At 49.7% G+C, this 18,262-nt stretch carries 16 protein-coding genes and 1 pseudogene; 9 read left to right on the forward strand and 8 right to left on the reverse strand.

The annotated features are described in order from the left end of the window. Nucleotides 1-11 precede the first annotated feature (11 nt). Nucleotides 12-1,172, reverse strand: coding sequence for a cystathionine gamma-synthase (gene metB / locus C2M24_RS04615; RefSeq protein WP_105213460.1), 1,161 nt, complete (start codon nucleotides 1,170-1,172; stop codon nucleotides 12-14). A 177-nt stretch (nucleotides 1,173-1,349) separates the two neighbouring features. On the opposite strand from metB, the gene metJ reads away from it, so the two are divergent. Then, nucleotides 1,350-1,670, forward strand: coding sequence for a met regulon transcriptional regulator MetJ (gene metJ / locus C2M24_RS04620; RefSeq protein WP_105199341.1), 321 nt, complete (start codon nucleotides 1,350-1,352; stop codon nucleotides 1,668-1,670). 63 nt (nucleotides 1,671-1,733) lie between these two features. Here the strand turns inward: metJ and C2M24_RS04625 are convergent, their stop codons facing one another. Next, nucleotides 1,734-2,981, reverse strand: coding sequence for a malic enzyme-like NAD(P)-binding protein (locus tag C2M24_RS04625; RefSeq protein WP_105199340.1), 1,248 nt, complete (start codon nucleotides 2,979-2,981; stop codon nucleotides 1,734-1,736). A gap of 607 nt (nucleotides 2,982-3,588) precedes the next feature. After that, nucleotides 3,589-3,804: a 50S ribosomal protein L31 gene (gene rpmE / locus C2M24_RS04630; protein WP_105188542.1), complete on the reverse strand. Its 216-nt coding sequence runs from the start codon at nucleotides 3,802-3,804 to the stop codon at nucleotides 3,589-3,591. A gap of 193 nt (nucleotides 3,805-3,997) precedes the next feature. Between rpmE and priA the strand changes: the two genes are divergently transcribed. From priA to C2M24_RS04655, 5 genes and pseudogenes are all read left to right on the forward strand, one after another. Then, on the forward strand, nucleotides 3,998-6,250 hold the full coding sequence (gene priA, locus C2M24_RS04635; protein WP_105213461.1) for a primosomal protein N': 2,253 nt from the start codon (nucleotides 3,998-4,000) through the stop codon (nucleotides 6,248-6,250). Between the two features lie 19 nt (nucleotides 6,251-6,269). Further along, the gene (locus C2M24_RS04640; RefSeq protein ID WP_105213462.1) at nucleotides 6,270-6,803 is read left to right on the forward strand and encodes an SPOR domain-containing protein; all 534 of its coding nucleotides are present in this window, start codon (nucleotides 6,270-6,272) and stop codon (nucleotides 6,801-6,803) included. 205 nt (nucleotides 6,804-7,008) lie between these two features. Beyond that, nucleotides 7,009-7,527, forward strand: a complete 519-nt coding sequence (gene hslV / locus C2M24_RS04645) for an ATP-dependent protease subunit HslV (protein WP_105199337.1) — start codon at nucleotides 7,009-7,011, stop codon at nucleotides 7,525-7,527. A gap of 13 nt (nucleotides 7,528-7,540) precedes the next feature. Beyond that, nucleotides 7,541-8,868, forward strand: a pseudogene (gene hslU / locus C2M24_RS04650) (HslU--HslV peptidase ATPase subunit). 42 nt (nucleotides 8,869-8,910) lie between these two features. Continuing rightward, nucleotides 8,911-9,285, forward strand: a complete 375-nt coding sequence (locus tag C2M24_RS04655) for a gamma-butyrobetaine hydroxylase-like domain-containing protein (RefSeq protein ID WP_105199335.1) — start codon at nucleotides 8,911-8,913, stop codon at nucleotides 9,283-9,285. A 97-nt stretch (nucleotides 9,286-9,382) separates the two neighbouring features. Here C2M24_RS04655 and C2M24_RS04660 read toward each other — a convergent pair whose 3' ends face one another. Together C2M24_RS04660 and C2M24_RS04665 are read right to left on the reverse strand one after the other, a co-directional pair. Further along, nucleotides 9,383-10,411, reverse strand: a complete 1,029-nt coding sequence (locus C2M24_RS04660; protein ID WP_105199334.1) for an MJ1255/VC2487 family glycosyltransferase — start codon at nucleotides 10,409-10,411, stop codon at nucleotides 9,383-9,385. Next, nucleotides 10,408-10,932 carry a phosphatase PAP2 family protein gene (locus tag C2M24_RS04665; protein ID WP_105199333.1) on the reverse strand — a complete coding sequence of 175 codons (525 nt, stop codon included), beginning with the start codon at nucleotides 10,930-10,932 and terminating at the stop codon, nucleotides 10,408-10,410. The genes C2M24_RS04660 and C2M24_RS04665 overlap by 4 nt, the downstream gene beginning before the upstream one ends. Before the next feature lie 181 nt (nucleotides 10,933-11,113). Between C2M24_RS04665 and rraA the strand changes: the two genes are divergently transcribed. Further along, nucleotides 11,114-11,635, forward strand: a complete 522-nt coding sequence (gene rraA / locus C2M24_RS04670; protein ID WP_105199332.1) for a ribonuclease E activity regulator RraA — start codon at nucleotides 11,114-11,116, stop codon at nucleotides 11,633-11,635. 7 nt (nucleotides 11,636-11,642) lie between these two features. Continuing rightward, nucleotides 11,643-12,695, forward strand: a complete 1,053-nt coding sequence (locus C2M24_RS04675; RefSeq protein ID WP_105213463.1) for a formimidoylglutamase — start codon at nucleotides 11,643-11,645, stop codon at nucleotides 12,693-12,695. A gap of 27 nt (nucleotides 12,696-12,722) precedes the next feature. Here the strand turns inward: C2M24_RS04675 and C2M24_RS04680 are convergent, their stop codons facing one another. From C2M24_RS04680 to C2M24_RS04690, 3 genes are all read right to left on the reverse strand, one after another. Continuing rightward, nucleotides 12,723-14,453, reverse strand: a complete 1,731-nt coding sequence (locus C2M24_RS04680) for an EAL domain-containing protein (protein WP_105213464.1) — start codon at nucleotides 14,451-14,453, stop codon at nucleotides 12,723-12,725. Between the two features lie 64 nt (nucleotides 14,454-14,517). Next, complete coding sequence (gene hutI, locus C2M24_RS04685; RefSeq protein ID WP_105213465.1) at nucleotides 14,518-15,744, reverse strand: imidazolonepropionase; 1,227 nt, start codon at nucleotides 15,742-15,744, stop codon at nucleotides 14,518-14,520. Between the two features lie 173 nt (nucleotides 15,745-15,917). Beyond that, on the reverse strand, nucleotides 15,918-16,679 hold the full coding sequence (locus C2M24_RS04690; protein WP_105213466.1) for an NADP-binding protein: 762 nt from the start codon (nucleotides 16,677-16,679) through the stop codon (nucleotides 15,918-15,920). A 179-nt stretch (nucleotides 16,680-16,858) separates the two neighbouring features. On the opposite strand from C2M24_RS04690, the gene hemN reads away from it, so the two are divergent. Then, the gene (hemN, locus tag C2M24_RS04695; protein ID WP_105213467.1) at nucleotides 16,859-18,229 is read left to right on the forward strand and encodes an oxygen-independent coproporphyrinogen III oxidase; all 1,371 of its coding nucleotides are present in this window, start codon (nucleotides 16,859-16,861) and stop codon (nucleotides 18,227-18,229) included. Nucleotides 18,230-18,262 lie beyond the last annotated feature (33 nt).

Genomic DNA, 18,262 nt, shown 5'->3' on the forward strand with positions numbered 1-18,262 from the left:
TCTGCTCCAACCTAGCTCTGATGAAGTTGTGCAAAAGCACGTTCAAGGTCGGCGATCAAATCTTCCTGATCTTCAATGCCCACAGAAATACGAATAAGGGTGTCACCCACGCCCGCCGCTAAGCGTGCTTCCTTGTCCATGCCCGCATGAGTCATGGTCGCCGGATGACAAATTAAGCTTTCAACACCACCCAAGGACTCGGCCAGGGTAAATTGCTGCACTGAGGTGAGGAACTTGGCGCTGTCTTTTAGTTCGCCTTTGATATCAAAGCTCACCATGCCGCCAAAACCACTTTGCTGCGCTTTAGCTAATTGGTGCTGTGGGTGACTTGCCAAACCAGGATAGTAAACCTTTTCTACCTCAGGGTGCTGCTGCAGGTATTCGGCGATAGCCTGGGCGTTTTTCTCATGCTGACGCAGACGCACTTTCAGGGTACGTAACCCGCGCAGAATCAGGTAACTGTCAAAAGGCGCACCGGTAATACCAATATTATTGGCCCACCAGGCCAGCTCTTCGCCAAGCTCAGGAGTTTTACAAACCACAGCACCACCGACCACATCCGAGTGGCCGTTGATATACTTGGTTGTTGAATGCACCACGATATCGCAGCCCAGCAATAATGGGTTTTGCAGCGCAGGTGACAAGAAGGTGTTATCCGCTGCCACCAAAGCACCCACTTGAGCTGCGGCCGCGCATACGGCCTTAATATCGGTCAGGCGCAATATTGGGTTACTGGGGGTTTCAATCCATACCAATTTAGGTTTGGCATCGATAAGCTGCTGATAACACTCGGCAGTGGTGAAGTCCACCACCTTCACTTTTAATAAACCGCGCTTGGCCAAGGAGGTAAATAATCGGTAGCTGCCGCCATAACAATCATGGGGGATCACAAGGGTATCTGCGGGCGTCAGCAACTGTGTTACCAGGTGCACCGCCGCCATGCCGGTAGCGGTAATGATGCCACGGGCGCCGCCTTCAAGCTCGGCCAAAGCCTCTGCGAGAATATCGCGATTGGGATTACCGCTGCGGCCATAGTCGTACTGACGTTTGGTATCAAAATCGGCAAAAGAATAGGTAGTGGATAAATAAATTGGGGGCACAACTGCACCATGATGTTGGTCGGCTTCAATGCCGTGGCGCACCGCTATGGTTTGTTTACTTAACTTAGGCATAGTGCCTCCAATCAGAAATGGATGTTTAGACGTCCAAAAGGTTAAAATATCCAAATATAGAAGTCAAAACATTTATACGTCTAAATAGCTATATGAGGAATATTTGACTATCCTTTCCAACACGATAGAATTTCGCCCTTATTGATGCCTAAGTGACCAAAGAACAAGACGCAAATTATGGCCAAGTGGAATGGTGAGTATATTCACCCTTATGCGGAACACGGTAAGAAAGCCCAACAGGTAAAAAAAATTACCGTTTCAATCCCGCTCAACGTTTTAAAAGTATTAACAGATGAACGCACTCGACGCCAGGTGAACAACCTGCGTCATGCCACCAACAGTGAATTGCTCTGCGAAGCATTTTTACATGCTTTTACCGGACAACCGCTGCCTGGCGATGAAGACTTACGTAAGGATAATCCGGAGAAGGTGCCGCAAGAAGTGCGTAAGATCATGGCGGAAATGGGCTTAGAGATCCCAGAGATCGGTGATGATTGATTTTCCAAACACATAAAAAAAGCCCCAAGCAAAACTTGGGGCTTTTTTTTGGCGACAAGGAAATTACTTATCGCTCATATAATCCTCTGGCAGCTCGATTTGCGCTACACCAGTTGCCACTGCGGCTTCGGCTACCGCCTTAGCAACGCGAGGCAATAAACGCGGATCCATTGGCTTAGGAATAATGTACTGCGGGCCAAACTCCAGCTCGGTCACACCTGATGCGGTCAATACCTCTTGTGGTACCGGCTCTTTAGCTATACTACGAATAGCTTCAACAGCGGCAATCTTCATTTCATCATTAATAGCCGTTGCGCGCACATCCAGGGCGCCGCGGAAGATAAACGGGAAGCACAGAACGTTATTTACCTGGTTCGGGTAATCAGAGCGACCGGTTGCCATAATCAAATCTTGACGGGCAGCGTGCGCCACTTCTGGCTTAATTTCAGGATCTGGGTTTGAACAGGCAAATACCACTGGCTTGTCGGCCATCAGCTTTAACTCGTCCGCAGAAAGTAGATCTGGACCAGATACACCCACGAATACATCGGCATCGGCGATCACGTCTTGCAGAGTGCGTTTATCCGTGTTGTTTGCGAACATTTGCTTATATTCGTTCAGGTCGTCACGACGAGTGTGGATCACACCTTTACGGTCAAGCATATAGATGTGCTCGCGCTGGGCGCCACATTTAATCAACAGCTCCATACAGGCCACAGCCGCTGCACCAGCACCTAAACAAACGATCAAGGCATCGTTGATATCTTTACCCTGAATCTCAAGAGCATTAAGCATGCCCGCCGCAGTTACAATGGCGGTACCATGTTGGTCATCGTGGAATACAGGTATATTACAACGCTCGATCAGCGCTTTTTCAATTTCAAAACACTCAGGTGCCTTGATATCTTCAAGGTTAATACCGCCAAAGGTATCGGCAATATTTTCAACCGTGTTGATAAAATCTTCCGTGGTGCGGTGTTTAACTTCGATATCGATTGAATCAAGGCCTGCGAAGCGCTTGAATAATAAGGCTTTACCTTCCATTACAGGTTTTGATGCCAACGGACCTAAATTACCCAAGCCTAAAATTGCCGTGCCGTTAGAAATAACCGCAACCATATTGCCTTTCGCAGTGTATTTATAGGCATTGTTGGCATCGGCGGCAATTTCGCGCACCGGCTCAGCCACACCTGGGCTGTAAGCCAAAGCTAGGTCATTGACCGTTTCCGCACTTTTAGTCAGCTCAACGCTGATTTTGCCTGGAACGGGATAAGCGTGATAATCAAGAGCTTGTTGACGAAAGTCTGACATGAAAAAGTATCCTGCTAGAAATATTGGTGAGAGTTCAGGTATCAGGCAACAATACTGCTTTTCCGGCTATATTCCAAGTAATATCAGGTCTATCCTGTTACGCGAAATTAAGCGGTTTTAGCATCATTATCCCGGTTAATTATTTTAATTTCCCCTAGCATGAGCGATATTCCCATGCCTTTTTTGGGTCAAAAAAAGCAATAAAAACTGCGTTAATCATAACTAAAGATATAAAAAATGCAATTTATATAACAATAGCGAATAAAAACACAAAAAATGCAACGATTTAACTGGATTTACCCAAACATCTACATGTTCATGCTTTTTAGCTGCATTATCGCCGCTTTTCATTAATACCTTTACAAAGAGTAAATGCAAAATGGCTTATATCAATACTGGGAATGGACCAGAGTAATTGTGTTAATCAAGCGATCAGAGAGTAAACAGGATAGGATACCAATTCACTTACTTCTAGCGGGCTAAATATCATGCTCACGGTGTTGGAATTTTTCTATGTAGAAGACAGAATTGGTATTGGATAGGTGCCGTAAAAAGTAAGAGGCACAAAAAAAGCACCCTAGGGTGCTTTTTTCTAATAAGCAATGAATTACTTCTTGCTGCTAAGCGCACCGAAACGCTTATTGAAGCGGTCAACACGACCACCTGTGTCAAGAATCTTCTGCTTACCAGTGTAGAAAGGGTGACACTCTGAACATACGTCAAGGTGAATGTCTTTACACAAAGTTGAACGAGTTTCGAACTTGTTGCCACAAGAGCACGTTGCATTGATTGCTTCGTACTTAGGGTGGATACCTTCTTTCATGGGGATTACCTCTAAATAGGCCGTATCGCTCTCCAAACCCGAAGTTCGGCACCATACGCGTTAGTTTCAATGTGCCAAGACCAATAATATTCGCTCAGCACCCTTAAGGCCGCGTATTTTATTGAACTCCTGTTTAATGTTCAAGCATTAATTGCCGCTATTCACCTTGCCATGAATTTAGTACATTAACAGCATGTCTGATGCTGTGAGTTCACCCTTGTCGTCTTTACCAAGCGCCCTACAAACCGACCTATTGCCAACTCAGGAAGAATGCTATGTGGAAGTGGCAATCAAGGTGCCTCTGCACCGCAGCTTTGACTACCTGGTCGACCCTAAGCTGGCGGCAAGCCTTGAACCCGGTATGCGGGTTTCTGTGCCCTTTGCTAACCGCCAAGTGACCGCCTTGGTCTTGGCTCGTAAGGCCAGAACTGAACTACCCAAAGACAAGGTTAAGGCGGTGCTTGGGGTGCTTGATAGCGCCCCTATTATCGACGCCACTCATATACAATTGCTGAAGTTTACCGCCCGTTATTATCACTACCCCCTAGGTGAGACTATTTTTACCGCTCTGCCTAAGGCGCTGCGCCAGGGCGACGACATAGATAAAACCAGCATTAACTATATTCAGCTTACCGAAAAGGGCCGCGCCTTACCCACCTTAAGGGCGAAAAAACAACAGTCGCTGATGTCGCAGTTAGCACAGTCCGGTAAATCGCCGGTAACCGAGGTAAAAGCCCTGGGCTTTACCAAGGCCACTATCGATGCCCTAGTTAGTAAAGACCTGGCCGAGATAAGCATCGAATTTTCCAGTCATTGGCGGGACAATGAAATAAAGGTAGCAAGCAAGCCACGACTTAACGCCGAGCAGGCGGTGGCCTGCAGCGCCATCAATCAAAGCTCGGGCTTTACCAGCTTTTTACTCGAGGGCGTCACCGGCAGCGGAAAAACCGAAGTCTACCTGCAATGCCTGGAAGAAGTGATAAAACAGGGGAAACAGGCGCTGGTACTGGTGCCGGAAATCGGCCTGACGCCGCAAACGGTTAACCGTTTTCGCCGCCGCTTCCCCGACACTCCTATTATGCTCTGGCACTCGGCACTGACCGATAACGAGCGCCTGCAAACCTGGCGCTTTTGCCAAAAAGGCAGCTGCGCCATAGTCATAGGTACTCGCTCGGCCATTTTTATGCCGTTTTTATCCTTGGGCATGATCATAGTCGATGAGGAGCACGACGCCTCATTCAAACAACAAGACAGCCTGCGTTACCATGCCCGCGATCTGAGCGCCTATCGCGCCCAACAACATAATATTCCGCTGGTTTTAGGCAGTGCCACACCGGCGTTGGAAACCCTTCACCGGGCAATTGAGGGCAAATACCACTTGCTGTCATTAACCCAGCGCGCCCAAACCAGCAGCGATAACCACTTTGAGCTTATCGATATCAAGGGCCAATATCTGCAGGCGGGTTTAAGCCATGCCAGCCTGGCCTATATGCAAAAAGAGCTAAGCCGCCAAAAGCAGGTCATGGTGTTTCTAAACCGCCGCGGCTTTTCACCTTCGCTTATCTGTCACGAATGTGGCTGGCTTAGCGACTGCCCCCGTTGCAGCACCAGCGCCACCTATCATAAATCCATGCGCCGACTGGTCTGCCACCACTGTGGCGAACAAACGCCGCCACCGATGCAATGCCCGGACTGCGGCAGCACACAGATACACCCGGTAGGCCTGGGCACGGAGCAACTGGAAGAAGCCTTAACGACCCAGTTCCCTGACGTTGCCATCAGCCGCATAGACAGGGACTCAACCCGTAAGAAAGGAAGTTTGGAAGAAGAGCTCGAACGTATCAACCAAGGCGGCGCCCGTATTTTAGTGGGCACGCAAATGCTCGCCAAGGGTCACCACTTTGCCGACGTCAGCCTGGTGATTATTCTCGATGTCGATGCCGGACTGCATTCCTGCGATTTTCGCGCCACCGAACATCTGGCGCAGTTGCTTACCCAAGTGGCCGGGCGTGCGGGTCGAAGCGGTGAGCCGGGCACAGTCTTATTGCAAACCCACTTTCCCGAACATCCGCTATTGCAGGATCTGGTTAATAACGGTTATCAACATTTTGCCCGCTACGCCCTGCAGGAACGACAGGAAACTGAGCTGCCACCTTATAGTCATTTGGCCTTATTACGCGCCGAAGCCCACGATTTATCGCTAGTACTTCGTTTTTTAACGGATTTAGTTCCCGCAACCCGCATCCCTAAGATACAATTATTGGGGCCGATCCCCGCCCCCATGGAGCGCGTTGCTGGTAAATTTAGATACCAGCTGCATATTCAGGGTGCCGATCGAGGCGCATTACACGCCTTTGTGGCACAACTTATCGATTACCTAGGTTCGCATAAGCTGGCACAAAAGGTGCGCTGGAACTTAGACATTGACCCTATAGATATGATGTAAAGAGAAGCAACACACAGGTATGGCTCAACACGACTACATAAATCGCAAAAGACCCCAGCGCGGTGCTAAGAAAAAAGCACCGCCGAAAAGGAAGCTGCCTATCTTGCTAATTATCGCCGCCATTATTTTATTCGCGGGCTTTGGTTATGGCCTGTGGTATATCAAGAATAATGCCGACCCACAAGCCGTGGAACAGGTAAAGCAACCGCCCAAGCAAGAGCCGAAAGCCATTATAAACAAACCGGAAACACCGGAGTTTATCAATGAGATAAAGCAGGCCGAGATAGAGGTTGAGGTCAAAGAAGTTGAGCAAAAAGGCCCTTACGTTATGCAGTGCGGTTCATTTAGAACCTATGCTCAGGCGGAAACCTTAAAAGCGAAAATTGCCTTCACCGGCCTGGTCGCCGAAATCCGTCATACCGAAGGCACTAACGGTGTCTGGTATAAAGTACGCTTAGGCCCATACGCCACCAAGCGCGGTGCCGAGAGTGATAAAAACAAACTAAAACGCCAAGCCAAAATCATGGGCTGTGGCATCTGGCTGTGGCAATAAGTCTCAGCCCCCAGCAAAAACACAGCCAATCTGCGGGGTTTTCGCCTTATACCAATTCCAACGCCGTGAGCATGATATTTAGCCCGCTAGAATGCTTAGCTATTCAAGTGAATTGGTATTATACCTTGAAATCCCCGAACCTCGCCCATACTTCCTCGCTATTAGACTCAGCAAAGCCCAGTTTGATTTGGGGCAAAGGATTCACATGACTACGATAGTTTCTGTACGCCGCGAAGGCAAAGTCGTTATTGGCGGCGACGGCCAAGTTTCCCTTGGCAACACGGTAATGAAGGGTAACGCCCGCAAGGTACGCCGCTTGTTTAACGGCAAGGTGATCGCCGGTTTTGCCGGTGGCACAGCAGACGCCTTCACCCTGTTTGAGCGTTTTGAAGCCAAGCTGGAAATGTATCAGGGAAATCTGACCAAGGCAGCGGTGGAAATGGCCAAAGACTGGCGCAGCGACCGTGCTCTCAGACGCCTTGAAGCCCTGTTGGCGGTAGCCGATGAAACAGCCTCACTGATCATTACCGGTAATGGCGACGTGGTACAACCCGAGCACGACCTTATCGCCATCGGCAGCGGCGGCAACTTTGCCCAAGCCGCAGCTATTGCACTGTTAGAGAATACCGAGCTATCAGCACGAGAAATCGTTGAAAAGAGCCTTAAGATAGCCGGTGATATTTGCGTATTCACTAACAACTTCCAAACCATTGAAGAATTGTAATTAAGGAGCAGCCATGTCAGCCATGACTCCCAGAGAAATCGTCCATGAACTTGATCAGCACATTATTGGTCAAGCTAATGCCAAAAAGGCCGTCGCCATCGCCCTTAGAAACCGCTGGCGCCGGATGCAGCTTGATGAAGCCCTGCGCCAGGAAGTGACCCCAAAAAACATCCTATGATAGGTCCAACCGGTGTGGGTAAAACAGAAATTGCCCGCCGTTTGGCCAAGCTTGCCAATGCTCCTTTCTTAAAGGTTGAAGCCACTAAATTCACCGAAGTGGGCTATGTTGGTAAGGAAGTTGAGACGATTATTCGCGATTTGGTCGAAATTGCCTTTAAAATGGTTCGCGACCAACAGGCTAAGAAGCACAGCTTCCGCGCCGAAGAAGCGGCCGAAGAGCGCATTCTTGATACCCTGTTACCACCGGCAAAAGACAGCTGGGGTGAAACACAGCCAAGCGAGAACAACTCAACGCGCCAAGCATTCCGTAAAAAGCTGCGCGAAGGCCAGCTGGATGACAAAGAAATTGAGATCGATATTGCCGAGCAAGGTGCCAACGTTGAGATCATGGCGCCTCCAGGCATGGAAGAGATGACCAATCAGCTACAGAGCATGTTCCAAAACATGTCTGGCGGCAAAACCAAAAAGCGCAAGCTGAAGATCAAGGAAGCCTTTAAGCTCCTGGTTGAAGAAGAAGCGGCGAAATTGGTAAACCTAGAAGATGTGAAAGAGCTGGCCATTGATGCAGTTGAGCAAAACGGCATCGTCTTCCTAGACGAAATCGACAAGATCTGTAAACGTGGTGAGAGCAGTGGTCCGGATGTAAGCCGTGAAGGCGTACAGCGCGATCTGCTACCTCTTATCGAGGGCTCTACGGTGAGCACCAAGTACGGCATGGTAAAAACCGACCATATCCTGTTTATTGCATCGGGTGCATTCCAAATGGCTAGACCGTCGGATCTGATCCCAGAACTCCAGGGTCGTCTGCCGATTCGTGTCGAGCTTGATGCACTAAGCGCGAACGACTTTAAGCGCATTCTCACCGAGCCTCATGCGTCATTAACGGAGCAACAAATCGCCCTGCTAAACACCGAAGAGGTGAGTGTTGAATTTACCGAGGATGCCATTGAAAGCATTGCTCAGGCCGCGTGGCAGGTTAATGAGAAGACCGAAAATATCGGTGCCCGTCGTCTGCATACTGTGATGGAGCGTCTGATGGAGGAGATCTCCTTCGAGGCCAGTGATAAAGCCGGTACAACCCTAATCGTGGATGGCGATTACGTTAACCAGCATCTGGGTAACCTGGTTCAGGATGAAGACTTAAGTCGCTTTATTCTATAAGCGTAGGGGCCTTGCGCCCCTTCTTTGTTTTAAGGGAACAGTATGCTGGTCAAGACGTTACATTATCATCGCCGTACCAAGGTATTGGATATTCATTTTGATAATGGCGAGCAGGTAAGTCTAAGCGCCGAGTTTTTGCGCGTGCACTCGCCCTCTGCCGAGGTGCAGGGGCATCATCAGGGGCCGCCAAAGCTGGTAACCAATAAAAAGGCGGTGGCTATCGGTGAAATTGAGGCCATTGGCCACTACGCGGTACGCCTGCACTTTGATGATGGCCACCAAAGTGGGCTCTATAGCTTTGGTTACCTTGCCGAGCTTTGCAGCCATGCCGAGCAACTCTGGCAAACCTACCTTGAGCGCTTAAAAGCGGCCAATGCCCAGCGCGATGCCAGCATTGCTATTCGCGTCACTCCCTAAGTGAAAGGCACGATACACAAGCATTAAAAAAGTCGCATCTGCGGCTTTTTTGTGTTCAGTGAAGAGCAGTAACAAAACTAGTTCGAGCAATAAAGAGCTAGAGCACGCCCTGCCAGAGTTGCTGATTCAGCCTTTGTCTATCCTGCCATTGTCCCGCCATCAGCCAGGAAATAAGTGGCGCCGGATCATGAGGGAAGTTGATGCGCTCTTTTTTATCCATATTAAGCCAATCATCGAGGGCGTCCTGATCCAGAAAATGCATCACATGGGCGCGTTCCATATTTTGCAGAGTCAGGGCATTAGAGTGCTGTTCAAACTGACCGTTAAGAGGTTTCAACAGCAGTTTTTTACCTAGGGTCAGGGCTTCGCTCGACAATTCAAAACCGGCATTAGCAATAACACCACTGGCACTGGCCAGATCCCGTAAAAAACCCAGCCTGGACGGTTTACGTAAATGGATATGGGCCTCGGATCTATCTTCCGCTTTGGGGTGGTAGCAATAAAACTCCTTGCCCGGGAAGTCCTTGAGATAGGCAATAACCTCATCGAGATCTTCAAAGGGTAGATAAACCAACACCTTGTTATCCACATATTCGCTGTCGACCGGCCCGGCATGCTCAATAAAAGGCGGAATAATGGAGTCATCAAAAGGCTGCCAGTGCACGCCCAGGTAAACATCGGCGGGCGCAAAGTTACGTATCATGGCCTTAGTAAGTATGTTGTCGCCGGTCACAGGCACACTGTTCGAGAGAAACGCGGCCTGATGACTCATGCCCACCACGGGTACCTTTTGGCGCTTGGCGGCCCAGGCAGTAACAGGCTCGAAGTCGTTCATCACCAAATCATACTGCTTAAGGTTTAGCTCGCGTATATCTTTAATTAGCTCGCACACCTTGGCATTTTTCAGCGTTTTTAAACCATTTACACGGCCACGTTCGGTAACAAAGGTTAAGCCTTGACGGGCCTGGAAAGAGCCAAACTCCTGCATATCAAAATATTGGTCGCGACTGCGCCCGGAAAACAAATAATCTACTTCCACACCAGCCTTGGCAAATGCCTTTGCCATCACCCGAGCGCGGGTGGTATGGCCATTCCCTGTGCCTTGTACGCCATAAAGAATCTTCATAAAATCCCTGTGATAAGTAATGCAAATACGGCGCAGCCGTACCCAAGTAACGAGCCTAAAACTATGTCTAACGGGTAATGCACCCCGAGAAACACCCGTGAGCAGGCCACCAGTGTTGCCCAAGCATATAAATAGGGTGCAAGCTGCGGATAAAAATGACCAACAATCACCGCAAATACCCAGGCCCCGGCACTGTGCCCCGAGGGCAGACTAAATTTATCACTGGGACGAATATGGGCATAACGGGTTAACACATCACAGGGACGGACACGCTGGAACAGGTTTTTGGTGAAAAAGTAGATAGGCCGCTCAATGGCATAACCAAGCAGCAAGACCAGCAGCAAGGTAATTTGCTCCGGCGTGCTGTAAATCAACAAATAAAGTCCAAACAAAGCATACAAGATGCCGTCGCCGGATCGCGACATCAAACGAATGCCATGATGCTGCCAACGCCGGTACCTAGCTCGAAACAACACCTTAAATAACGCCCGATCAAAACGATCCAATTGCGCAAGTATCATGCTCTTTCGCCTGAAATATGTTCATAGCTTTGAATATAGTCAGCAAAAATAACAGATACATGACGTTTTTTAGACAGTAATATGTCTAACTTTTTTGTTGCTCTTTATAGGTCAATACCTTAGCTTGCTAAGCCCCATAACCTAGGTATACTTGAGACAACAAAGTCTCTAGGAGAGTCCGATGGAATATAGTACCTCTGAACTGTGTGATCACTTTGCTGATGTAGTCGATGTACTCGAACCTATGTTCATTAATTTTGGTGGCCGCGGCGCCTTTTGCGGGCGTATTCGCACCATCAAGTGTTTTGAAAGTAACCAGCTTATTCGCGAAGTTTTGCAACAAGACGGTACCAATTCGGTACTCTTAGTCGATGGCGGTGGTTCAACCCGTCGCGCCCTAATCGACATAGAACTGGCGGAACTTGCGGTGGAAAACAATTGGGAAGGGATCATTGTCTATGGTGCCGTGCGTCATGTCGATGAGCTCGAAGAATTGGAGCTGGGCATTCAAGCCATTGCCTCCATTCCCGTGGCCGCCGATAACCTCGCCCCTGGCGAAGAAGGCGTTCCGGTTAATTTCGCCGGCGTTTCCTTCTATGAAGATGATTATCTCTACGCCGATAGCACTGGTATTATTATCTCCGCCGAGGAGCTTGAACTCGAATATGTCGAGGACGATGAGCTTATTGGCCTAAACGATTAATGCCGCTATGGAATATGCAGTTAATATCTATGACGAACAGAGCATTGCCGATTTAGTCGCCGCCCGCAGCGCCGAGCAGCGAGTATTTCAGAGCATTGCCCTGCTCGATACCGAGGTGGAATTTAGCCAGGCGCTAAAAGACGCCAAAGATTTCGGTATTCGCTATGTCGTTGTCGGCATTCCCGAAGACATAGGCCCTAGAGCCAATCTCGGCAAAGGCGGCGCAGACCAAGGTTTTCGTGCCTTTTTGTCGAAGTTCCTCAATATCCCGGTGAATGAGTTTACCCCGGTGCAGGACGTCTTACTACTCGGTGAGGTCGACTGTGCCGACTTACAACAGCAAAGTCAGGCCCTCGATAACGGTAATGCCGACGATTTGGCGAAGTTACGCACCTTATGCGGCGAACTGGACCAGCGCATCGAGCCGGTTATTACCGCCATTTTCGAGGCTGGGCTGACGCCCATAGTTATTGGCGGTGGCCATAACAATTGCTACCCACTGCTGGCGGCCAGCGCCAAGCATTACAATACAGCTGTTAATGCCATAAACCTTGATCCACACGGCGATTTCCGCGCCCTTGAAGGTCGCCATAGCGGCAATGGTTTCCACTACGCGGCGACAGAAGGTTACCTTAAGCACTATCATGTGGTGGCGCTGGATCAGCAAAAGAATAATGCTGCCATCCTAGCGGCTATGGCGCAGCATCAAAGCACCTACACCAGCTATCACAGCCTTAAGGTGTTGGCACAAACCTCGATTGTGGAAAGTGTTAATGACGCCCTGGACAGCTTTACCCACCAAGCACCATTGGCCATAGAGCTGGATATAGATGCCATTACTTTGGCACCGGCCAGCGCCTTAAATTATCGTGGTATGTCTTTGAATGATGCCGAGCAATATGTTTATAACGCCACCTGCGACAGCGATGTGGCCTATTTGCATTTATGTGAAGCGGCGCCGAGTCAGGATCCTAATGGCCTTAGCGCCGGCTTTAATGCCGCCGGGCAACTGCTTAGCGCTTTAGTGATCGCCTTTTTACGCGCTCGCTACCACAGCTAAGAGCCTGAGCTAAGCATTTGAGCGCCTCTACCAGCTAGGGGCGCTTTGCTGTTCCACTTTTTGCTGCCATTGACGTGTCCAGCTCAATAAGCCATCTGCCGGCAAGGGGTGGGTAAACACATAACCCTGAGCCCCTTGCACATTAAACTCTTTTACATAGCTTAATTGCGTCGTTGTGCCAACGCCCTGACAAATCACTTGGGCATTTAGGTGGCGGTGCATATCGATTAAGCCGTTTAACAGCGCTTTGTTGTTACTGGTGTAGTCGACATCAGCAGTCAGACTTGGGTCAACTTTAACGTATTCGAGATTGATCTTCGGCAATTTGGCCAAGAACAACGGTGTTTCACCCATGCCATCCAGACACAAGTGTATCCCCTTCTGATGCAAACGGGTCAATAAAGCCAAGCCGCGCTTATCCAGAGACATAAGCACCGTCAGCGGACATTCGATAATTAAATCTCCCGCCTTTAGCCTGTGTTCACGCAGAATACGGCCGGCAAACTCAACAAACTCATCGTGCAGTATTTCTTCACCGAAGAGATTGACGCTCACCGGCATGCCCAGGCCTTCCATCTTCAGTCCCTTAGCCATTTCGGCCGCGCGCTCAAGCACATGGAAGGCCAGCTTATAACCTCGGCCCACGGCACGTAAATCGCGGATAAAGTCTTTCGCTTCAACCATGCCACGCTCCGGATGCTGCCAGCGCAGCAGTAATTCAGCATAAAGGGGCTTATTCTCTTCTAGACCAATCACCGGTTGGAAATACAAAGAGAAGTCTCGCTCAAAGTCTACCGCGCTCAGCAAGCGTAGTTGCTGCTGATGAGCGGCAGCCTGCTGCTCAAGCGAGTCATGATAATGGCAAATACGTTGCTGTGGATGAAATTCGATGGCCCTGTAGCCCTGCTGTAGTAAATCATCCAACGAAGTGTCACCGGCCATACCGGTACTTAGGGCGATATGTGGCTTAAGCTCCACCACCCCGTGACGAGAATTAAAGGGTTTTTGCAGCACCGCTGCTATGTCTTCGGCTAGACGCTCATGGCAATGACTGTCCGGACTGATATCTATCACCAGGCCATAACACAGAGGCGCGACCTGAAAAACTTCAATGGCAAACTGCTCTCGCAGCTGCAGATTCAAAACGCTTGGCTGCGCTGCCACCTTATTAATACGCGCCAGACTTTGCATCAAAACCAGTTCAGCAAACTCCTGACCTAGTGAGCGATTTAACTGCTCATAGCCTTCTACCTGTAATAGCAAGAGGGCAACCTGATGATTATTCTTTTGGCGCCACAGGTTATATTGAGTAACCGCCTGGCCCCAGGAAATAACGGGCAGGCTGCGGGCATTTAGTTCATTATGCTGAGCCTTTAACAGCTGTTCATCATCGTTGCCTTCCAGTTCCATAAAGGCCATAACTTGCAATATCAAAGGCAGGATGCACAGCCAGGAAAAATGCAATGGCCACACCAGATTGAGTGTAACAACCAGTAATTGCAGGGCCACTAGTGCGCCCCGCACCTGCAGTATTTGAGGTGCTTGATGGCGGTAAAACCACCACCAACGTGCGGTAAAGACTAAAATTAAAATACCGCTGGCGACATGCCATTGACCACCGACATAGGCCAATCCCGCGAGCGAATAGCACATCGCACTGATGCCGTCTTTACGTTCGCTGATCAACACCAGGCTGATCAATAAGGCCATTATAAATAAGCCACAAATAAAGGCACCAAGATGAATACTGGTTATCATAAGTTTTTATTATCACTGTGTGAGTGGCCGAGATCCCGGCCACTTAGGATTTAGTCACTTATGATTAAAAAGCCTTACTTAATACCCCCTGAATCCAAAGCTTTTTCAACGGATTTGTACCGAATTCATAACTTAATTGCGATGGGTGTTCAATATCCCATAAGGCGATGTCGGCACGCATATTAGCAGCCAACTGACCACGGTCATTCAGACCCAGAGCCTTAGCAGCATATCGCGTTACTCCGAGCAGGCTTTGCCCTGGCGTTAAGCGGAACAGGGTGCAGGCCATATTCATCATTAATTGCAGCGAACACAGGGGCGAAGTGCCCGGGTTGAAATCGGTAGCAATGGCAATAGGCACCTCATAGCGCTGCAATAGCTCGATAGGTGGGTACTTGGTTTCACGCAGGTAGTAAAAGGCCCCTGGCAACAGCACGGCAACCATGTCTGCGTCCTTCATCGTCTTCACACCTGCTTCATCTAGGTGCTCCAGGTGATCCGCCGACAATGCCTGATAACGCGCGGCCAAGGCCGTGCCATGCATGTTAGATAACTGCTCGGCGTGTAGCTTTACATTAAAACCCAGCTCTTTGGCACGTTTAAATACGCGCTCGGTCTGTGCCTGATTAAAACCGACATTTTCACAAAATACGTCAACCGCGGTGGCTAGTTTTTGCTGCGCTACCGCCGGCAGCATCTGCTCGCATACCAGGTCGATATAACCATCGGCATCGCCCTTGTACTCAGGTGGCAGAGCATGAGCACCCAAGAAAGTGCTTTCGATATGCACTGGGTGGTGCTCCTGAAGCAGCGCTGCCACTTCCAGCAACTTAATCTCGCTGGCCAAATCCAGACCATAGCCCGACTTGGTTTCCACCGTGGTAACACCCTCACGCATAAGTGCATCAAGACGCTGCTTGGCTTTGGTAAAAAGCTCTTGTGGCTCGGCCGCACGCGTGGCGCGTACCGTGGTGGCAATACCGCCGCCTTGTTGAGCGATGCTTTCGTAGCTTTCGCCCTGCAGACGACGCTCAAACTCCTGAGAGCGATTTCCACCGAAGATAATATGGGTGTGACAGTCAACCAAGCCAGGCGTCAACCAGGCACCGCCAGCGGAGTACACGGGTAACGACAGCAGATCCACTTGTGGCATCTCAGCCATGGGGCCCACCCAAGCGATCTTATCGCCGCTTAGCAATACGGCGCCATTTTCGATAATACCGTAGTCATCGTTTTCTGATGCAACCATGGTCGCGATATTGGCATCAATAATAACCTGATCAATTTGCATGCGGTTCTCCAAAATTAGCCCTACTTGTATAGACAAGAAAATATGCGCCATGTTACACAGCGCCCGTGGGCAGCGCAAAATTTATAGGCGCGACATAAAACCTGCGTTTGCCGAGACTGTTAAGTTAATTGTGCAATTATCTTTGCACTTGCCTTTGCGCTTTGCTGCGCACCTTAGATATCGCGGCTGTAGGTAAAGCCAAGGGCCTGGATGGCGTTGCCATTTATCACTCGCGCCACCGCCTTTTCGGCGCTAAATTGTGGCATTTCACTTCCCAAACGCTGGCAATGCCCACGGTAGTAATCCTGTTTTGATGGGTGGCTTGGGTGTACCAAATTATAAATAGGCTGCGCTTGTGTATAGTGTTGAATCAAGGTCAGAATGCCGGCTATTACATCATCGCGATGCACCATATTGACTACATCCTCAGCATGGGAGGATAAGGTTTTACCGGCAACAAAGCGGCCGGGCTCCCGCTGCGGCCCAACCAAGCCACCTAAACGCAAGACCTTGGCACCGCATGCCAACGCAACTTGTTCCGCCTCGCTCAGCCCTTGCTGACGCGCTGTTTCCAGCGTTAACGCACTGTGCTCATCATACTGGCCATTTTGTTGATCATAAATCCCGGTACTGGAGCACAACACAAAGCCTTTGCCCTTAAGTTCTTGAGAGAGGGCCAAGGCCTGTTTCAGACTTTGCTGATAATTACTGGGTTGGCGTCGGGCGCCCGGGCTCATGGCGCATACCCAATAAGCATCGGTGAGCGAGACATTATGTACCAGGGTGCCGTCATCTTGCAGTGCAAACTGGCGCTCATGGGCTTGGGGCCCCAGCTCTCTGTGTGTAGCCTCTACCTGCCAGCCCTGAGCCAGAGCAGCTTGTGCCAAGGCCTCACCGAGCCAACCGGCTCCGATTATCACTAGTTTCTTATCCATTTATTGCCACCATTTGCTGCAGAACCCAAGTCGTACAGCATATCTGAATAGGGTTTATGCACATCATACTATTGCCGCCACAAAGCAAACAAGAGCCCCAATTATTGCTGCAGATCAACAAGCAGCCAGGGACTTTTATTTACACTGCTTCTTATCATTAACCAAAGTGGATATGCGTCGTGATCAAACAAGTGCAATGGCAAAGCCAGCTAATCAACAAATACAATGTCTCCGGGCCAAGATACACCTCTTACCCAACGGCCTTACAGTTGCAGCCCGGGGCCAATACGCAAACCCTGGTGCAAGCCTTACAGCGATGCCCCAGCGGCGGATTATCCCTGTATATTCATATCCCCTTCTGTCATCAGCTGTGCTACTACTGCGGCTGCAACAAGGTAGTTACCCGCCATCAGCATAAAGCCGATTTGTATCTGGATTATCTGGGTAAAGAAATGGCCCTGCTGAGCGAGCATTGTCGCCACTTAAACGTACAGCAACTGCATTTAGGCGGTGGTACACCTACCTTCCTAGACACAGCGCAGATGGCACGTTTAATGGCCATGCTTGACCAGCACTTTCAGTTCGCCCAAGATGGCGAGCGCAGCATAGAGGTTGACCCCAGAGATTTGCCTCTGGAACGCATCGATGAATTGCAGCAGCTGGGCTTTAACCGCATCTCATTCGGCGTCCAGGACTTTAATGATGAGGTACAACTGGCGGTCAACCGCCCGCAATGTGCCAGTGAGGTCGAGGCCTTGGTGCGCCGCGCTAAAGAAGTGGGCTTTAATTCGGTTAATGTGGATATGATCTATGGCCTGCCGCTGCAAACGCCCGAATCCTTTGCCATCTCCATTGAGCGCCTATTGGATATAGGCCCGGATCGGGTATCGGTATTTAACTATGCGCACCTGCCGGACCTTTTCGCCGCACAGCGTAAGATCAAAGACGCCGATCTGCCCGATGCCACGGCCAAACTCACCATGTTTAAACAAACTCTGGAGCACATGATAGCGGCAGATTATCAATTTATCGGCATGGACCACTTTGCCAAGAAGGACGATGAGCTCGCCATAGCCCAGCGCGAAGGACATCTGCATCGCAATTTCCAGGGTTACACCTTGGGTGGCGATCTGCCCTTACTCGGCCTTGGGGTGTCGGCCATTTCGCAATTACACGGACATATCATCCAAAACCAAAAAGAGCTGAAAAGCTACTATGGGGCTTTAGAGCAAAACCAGCTCAGCGCCTGCAAGGAAATCCACTTAAGTGCAGAAGACGAGCTAAGGGCGGCGGTGATCAAGCAGCTTATTTGCCACTTCGAGCTCGATATGGCGGCATTTTCAAAGCGCTATGACTTCGATTTTAAAGAGCATTTTGCCGCTGAATTAGCACAGCTACAGGGCTTTATCGACGACGATATGCTCACTATCGAGGACGATATCATAAGCATTAACGCCTCTGGCGTACTCTTTATTCGCATCATCTGCATGTGTTTCGATGCTTACCTGCAAAACCAGCTCAATCAGCAGCGCTTCTCGCGGGTGATCTGAAAACGCTAGACAGCAAAAAGCCGCCAAGAGGCG

Origin of the sequence: Pseudoalteromonas sp. T1lg22 (genome assembly GCF_002964645.1) — a bacterium.
Lineage (GTDB): Bacteria > Pseudomonadota > Gammaproteobacteria > Enterobacterales > Alteromonadaceae > Pseudoalteromonas.

Bases quoted from the DNA above. Each gene is read 5' to 3' on its own strand.
- metB (WP_105213460.1), bottom strand. From the start codon at position 1,172: ATGCCTAAGTTAAGTAAACAAACCATAGCGGTGCGCCACGGCATTGAA.
- metJ (WP_105199341.1), top strand. From the start codon at position 1,350: ATGGCCAAGTGGAATGGTGAGTATATTCACCCTTATGCGGAACACGGT.
- C2M24_RS04625 (WP_105199340.1), bottom strand. From the start codon at position 2,981: ATGTCAGACTTTCGTCAACAAGCTCTTGATTATCACGCTTATCCCGTT.
- rpmE (WP_105188542.1), bottom strand. From the start codon at position 3,804: ATGAAAGAAGGTATCCACCCTAAGTACGAAGCAATCAATGCAACGTGC.
- priA (WP_105213461.1), top strand. From the start codon at position 3,998: ATGTCTGATGCTGTGAGTTCACCCTTGTCGTCTTTACCAAGCGCCCTA.
- C2M24_RS04640 (WP_105213462.1), top strand. From the start codon at position 6,270: ATGGCTCAACACGACTACATAAATCGCAAAAGACCCCAGCGCGGTGCT.
- hslV (WP_105199337.1), top strand. From the start codon at position 7,009: ATGACTACGATAGTTTCTGTACGCCGCGAAGGCAAAGTCGTTATTGGC.
- C2M24_RS04655 (WP_105199335.1), top strand. From the start codon at position 8,911: ATGCTGGTCAAGACGTTACATTATCATCGCCGTACCAAGGTATTGGAT.
- C2M24_RS04660 (WP_105199334.1), bottom strand. From the start codon at position 10,411: ATGAAGATTCTTTATGGCGTACAAGGCACAGGGAATGGCCATACCACC.
- C2M24_RS04665 (WP_105199333.1), bottom strand. From the start codon at position 10,932: ATGATACTTGCGCAATTGGATCGTTTTGATCGGGCGTTATTTAAGGTG.
- rraA (WP_105199332.1), top strand. From the start codon at position 11,114: ATGGAATATAGTACCTCTGAACTGTGTGATCACTTTGCTGATGTAGTC.
- C2M24_RS04675 (WP_105213463.1), top strand. From the start codon at position 11,643: ATGGAATATGCAGTTAATATCTATGACGAACAGAGCATTGCCGATTTA.
- C2M24_RS04680 (WP_105213464.1), bottom strand. From the start codon at position 14,453: ATGATAACCAGTATTCATCTTGGTGCCTTTATTTGTGGCTTATTTATA.
- hutI (WP_105213465.1), bottom strand. From the start codon at position 15,744: ATGCAAATTGATCAGGTTATTATTGATGCCAATATCGCGACCATGGTT.
- C2M24_RS04690 (WP_105213466.1), bottom strand. From the start codon at position 16,679: ATGGATAAGAAACTAGTGATAATCGGAGCCGGTTGGCTCGGTGAGGCC.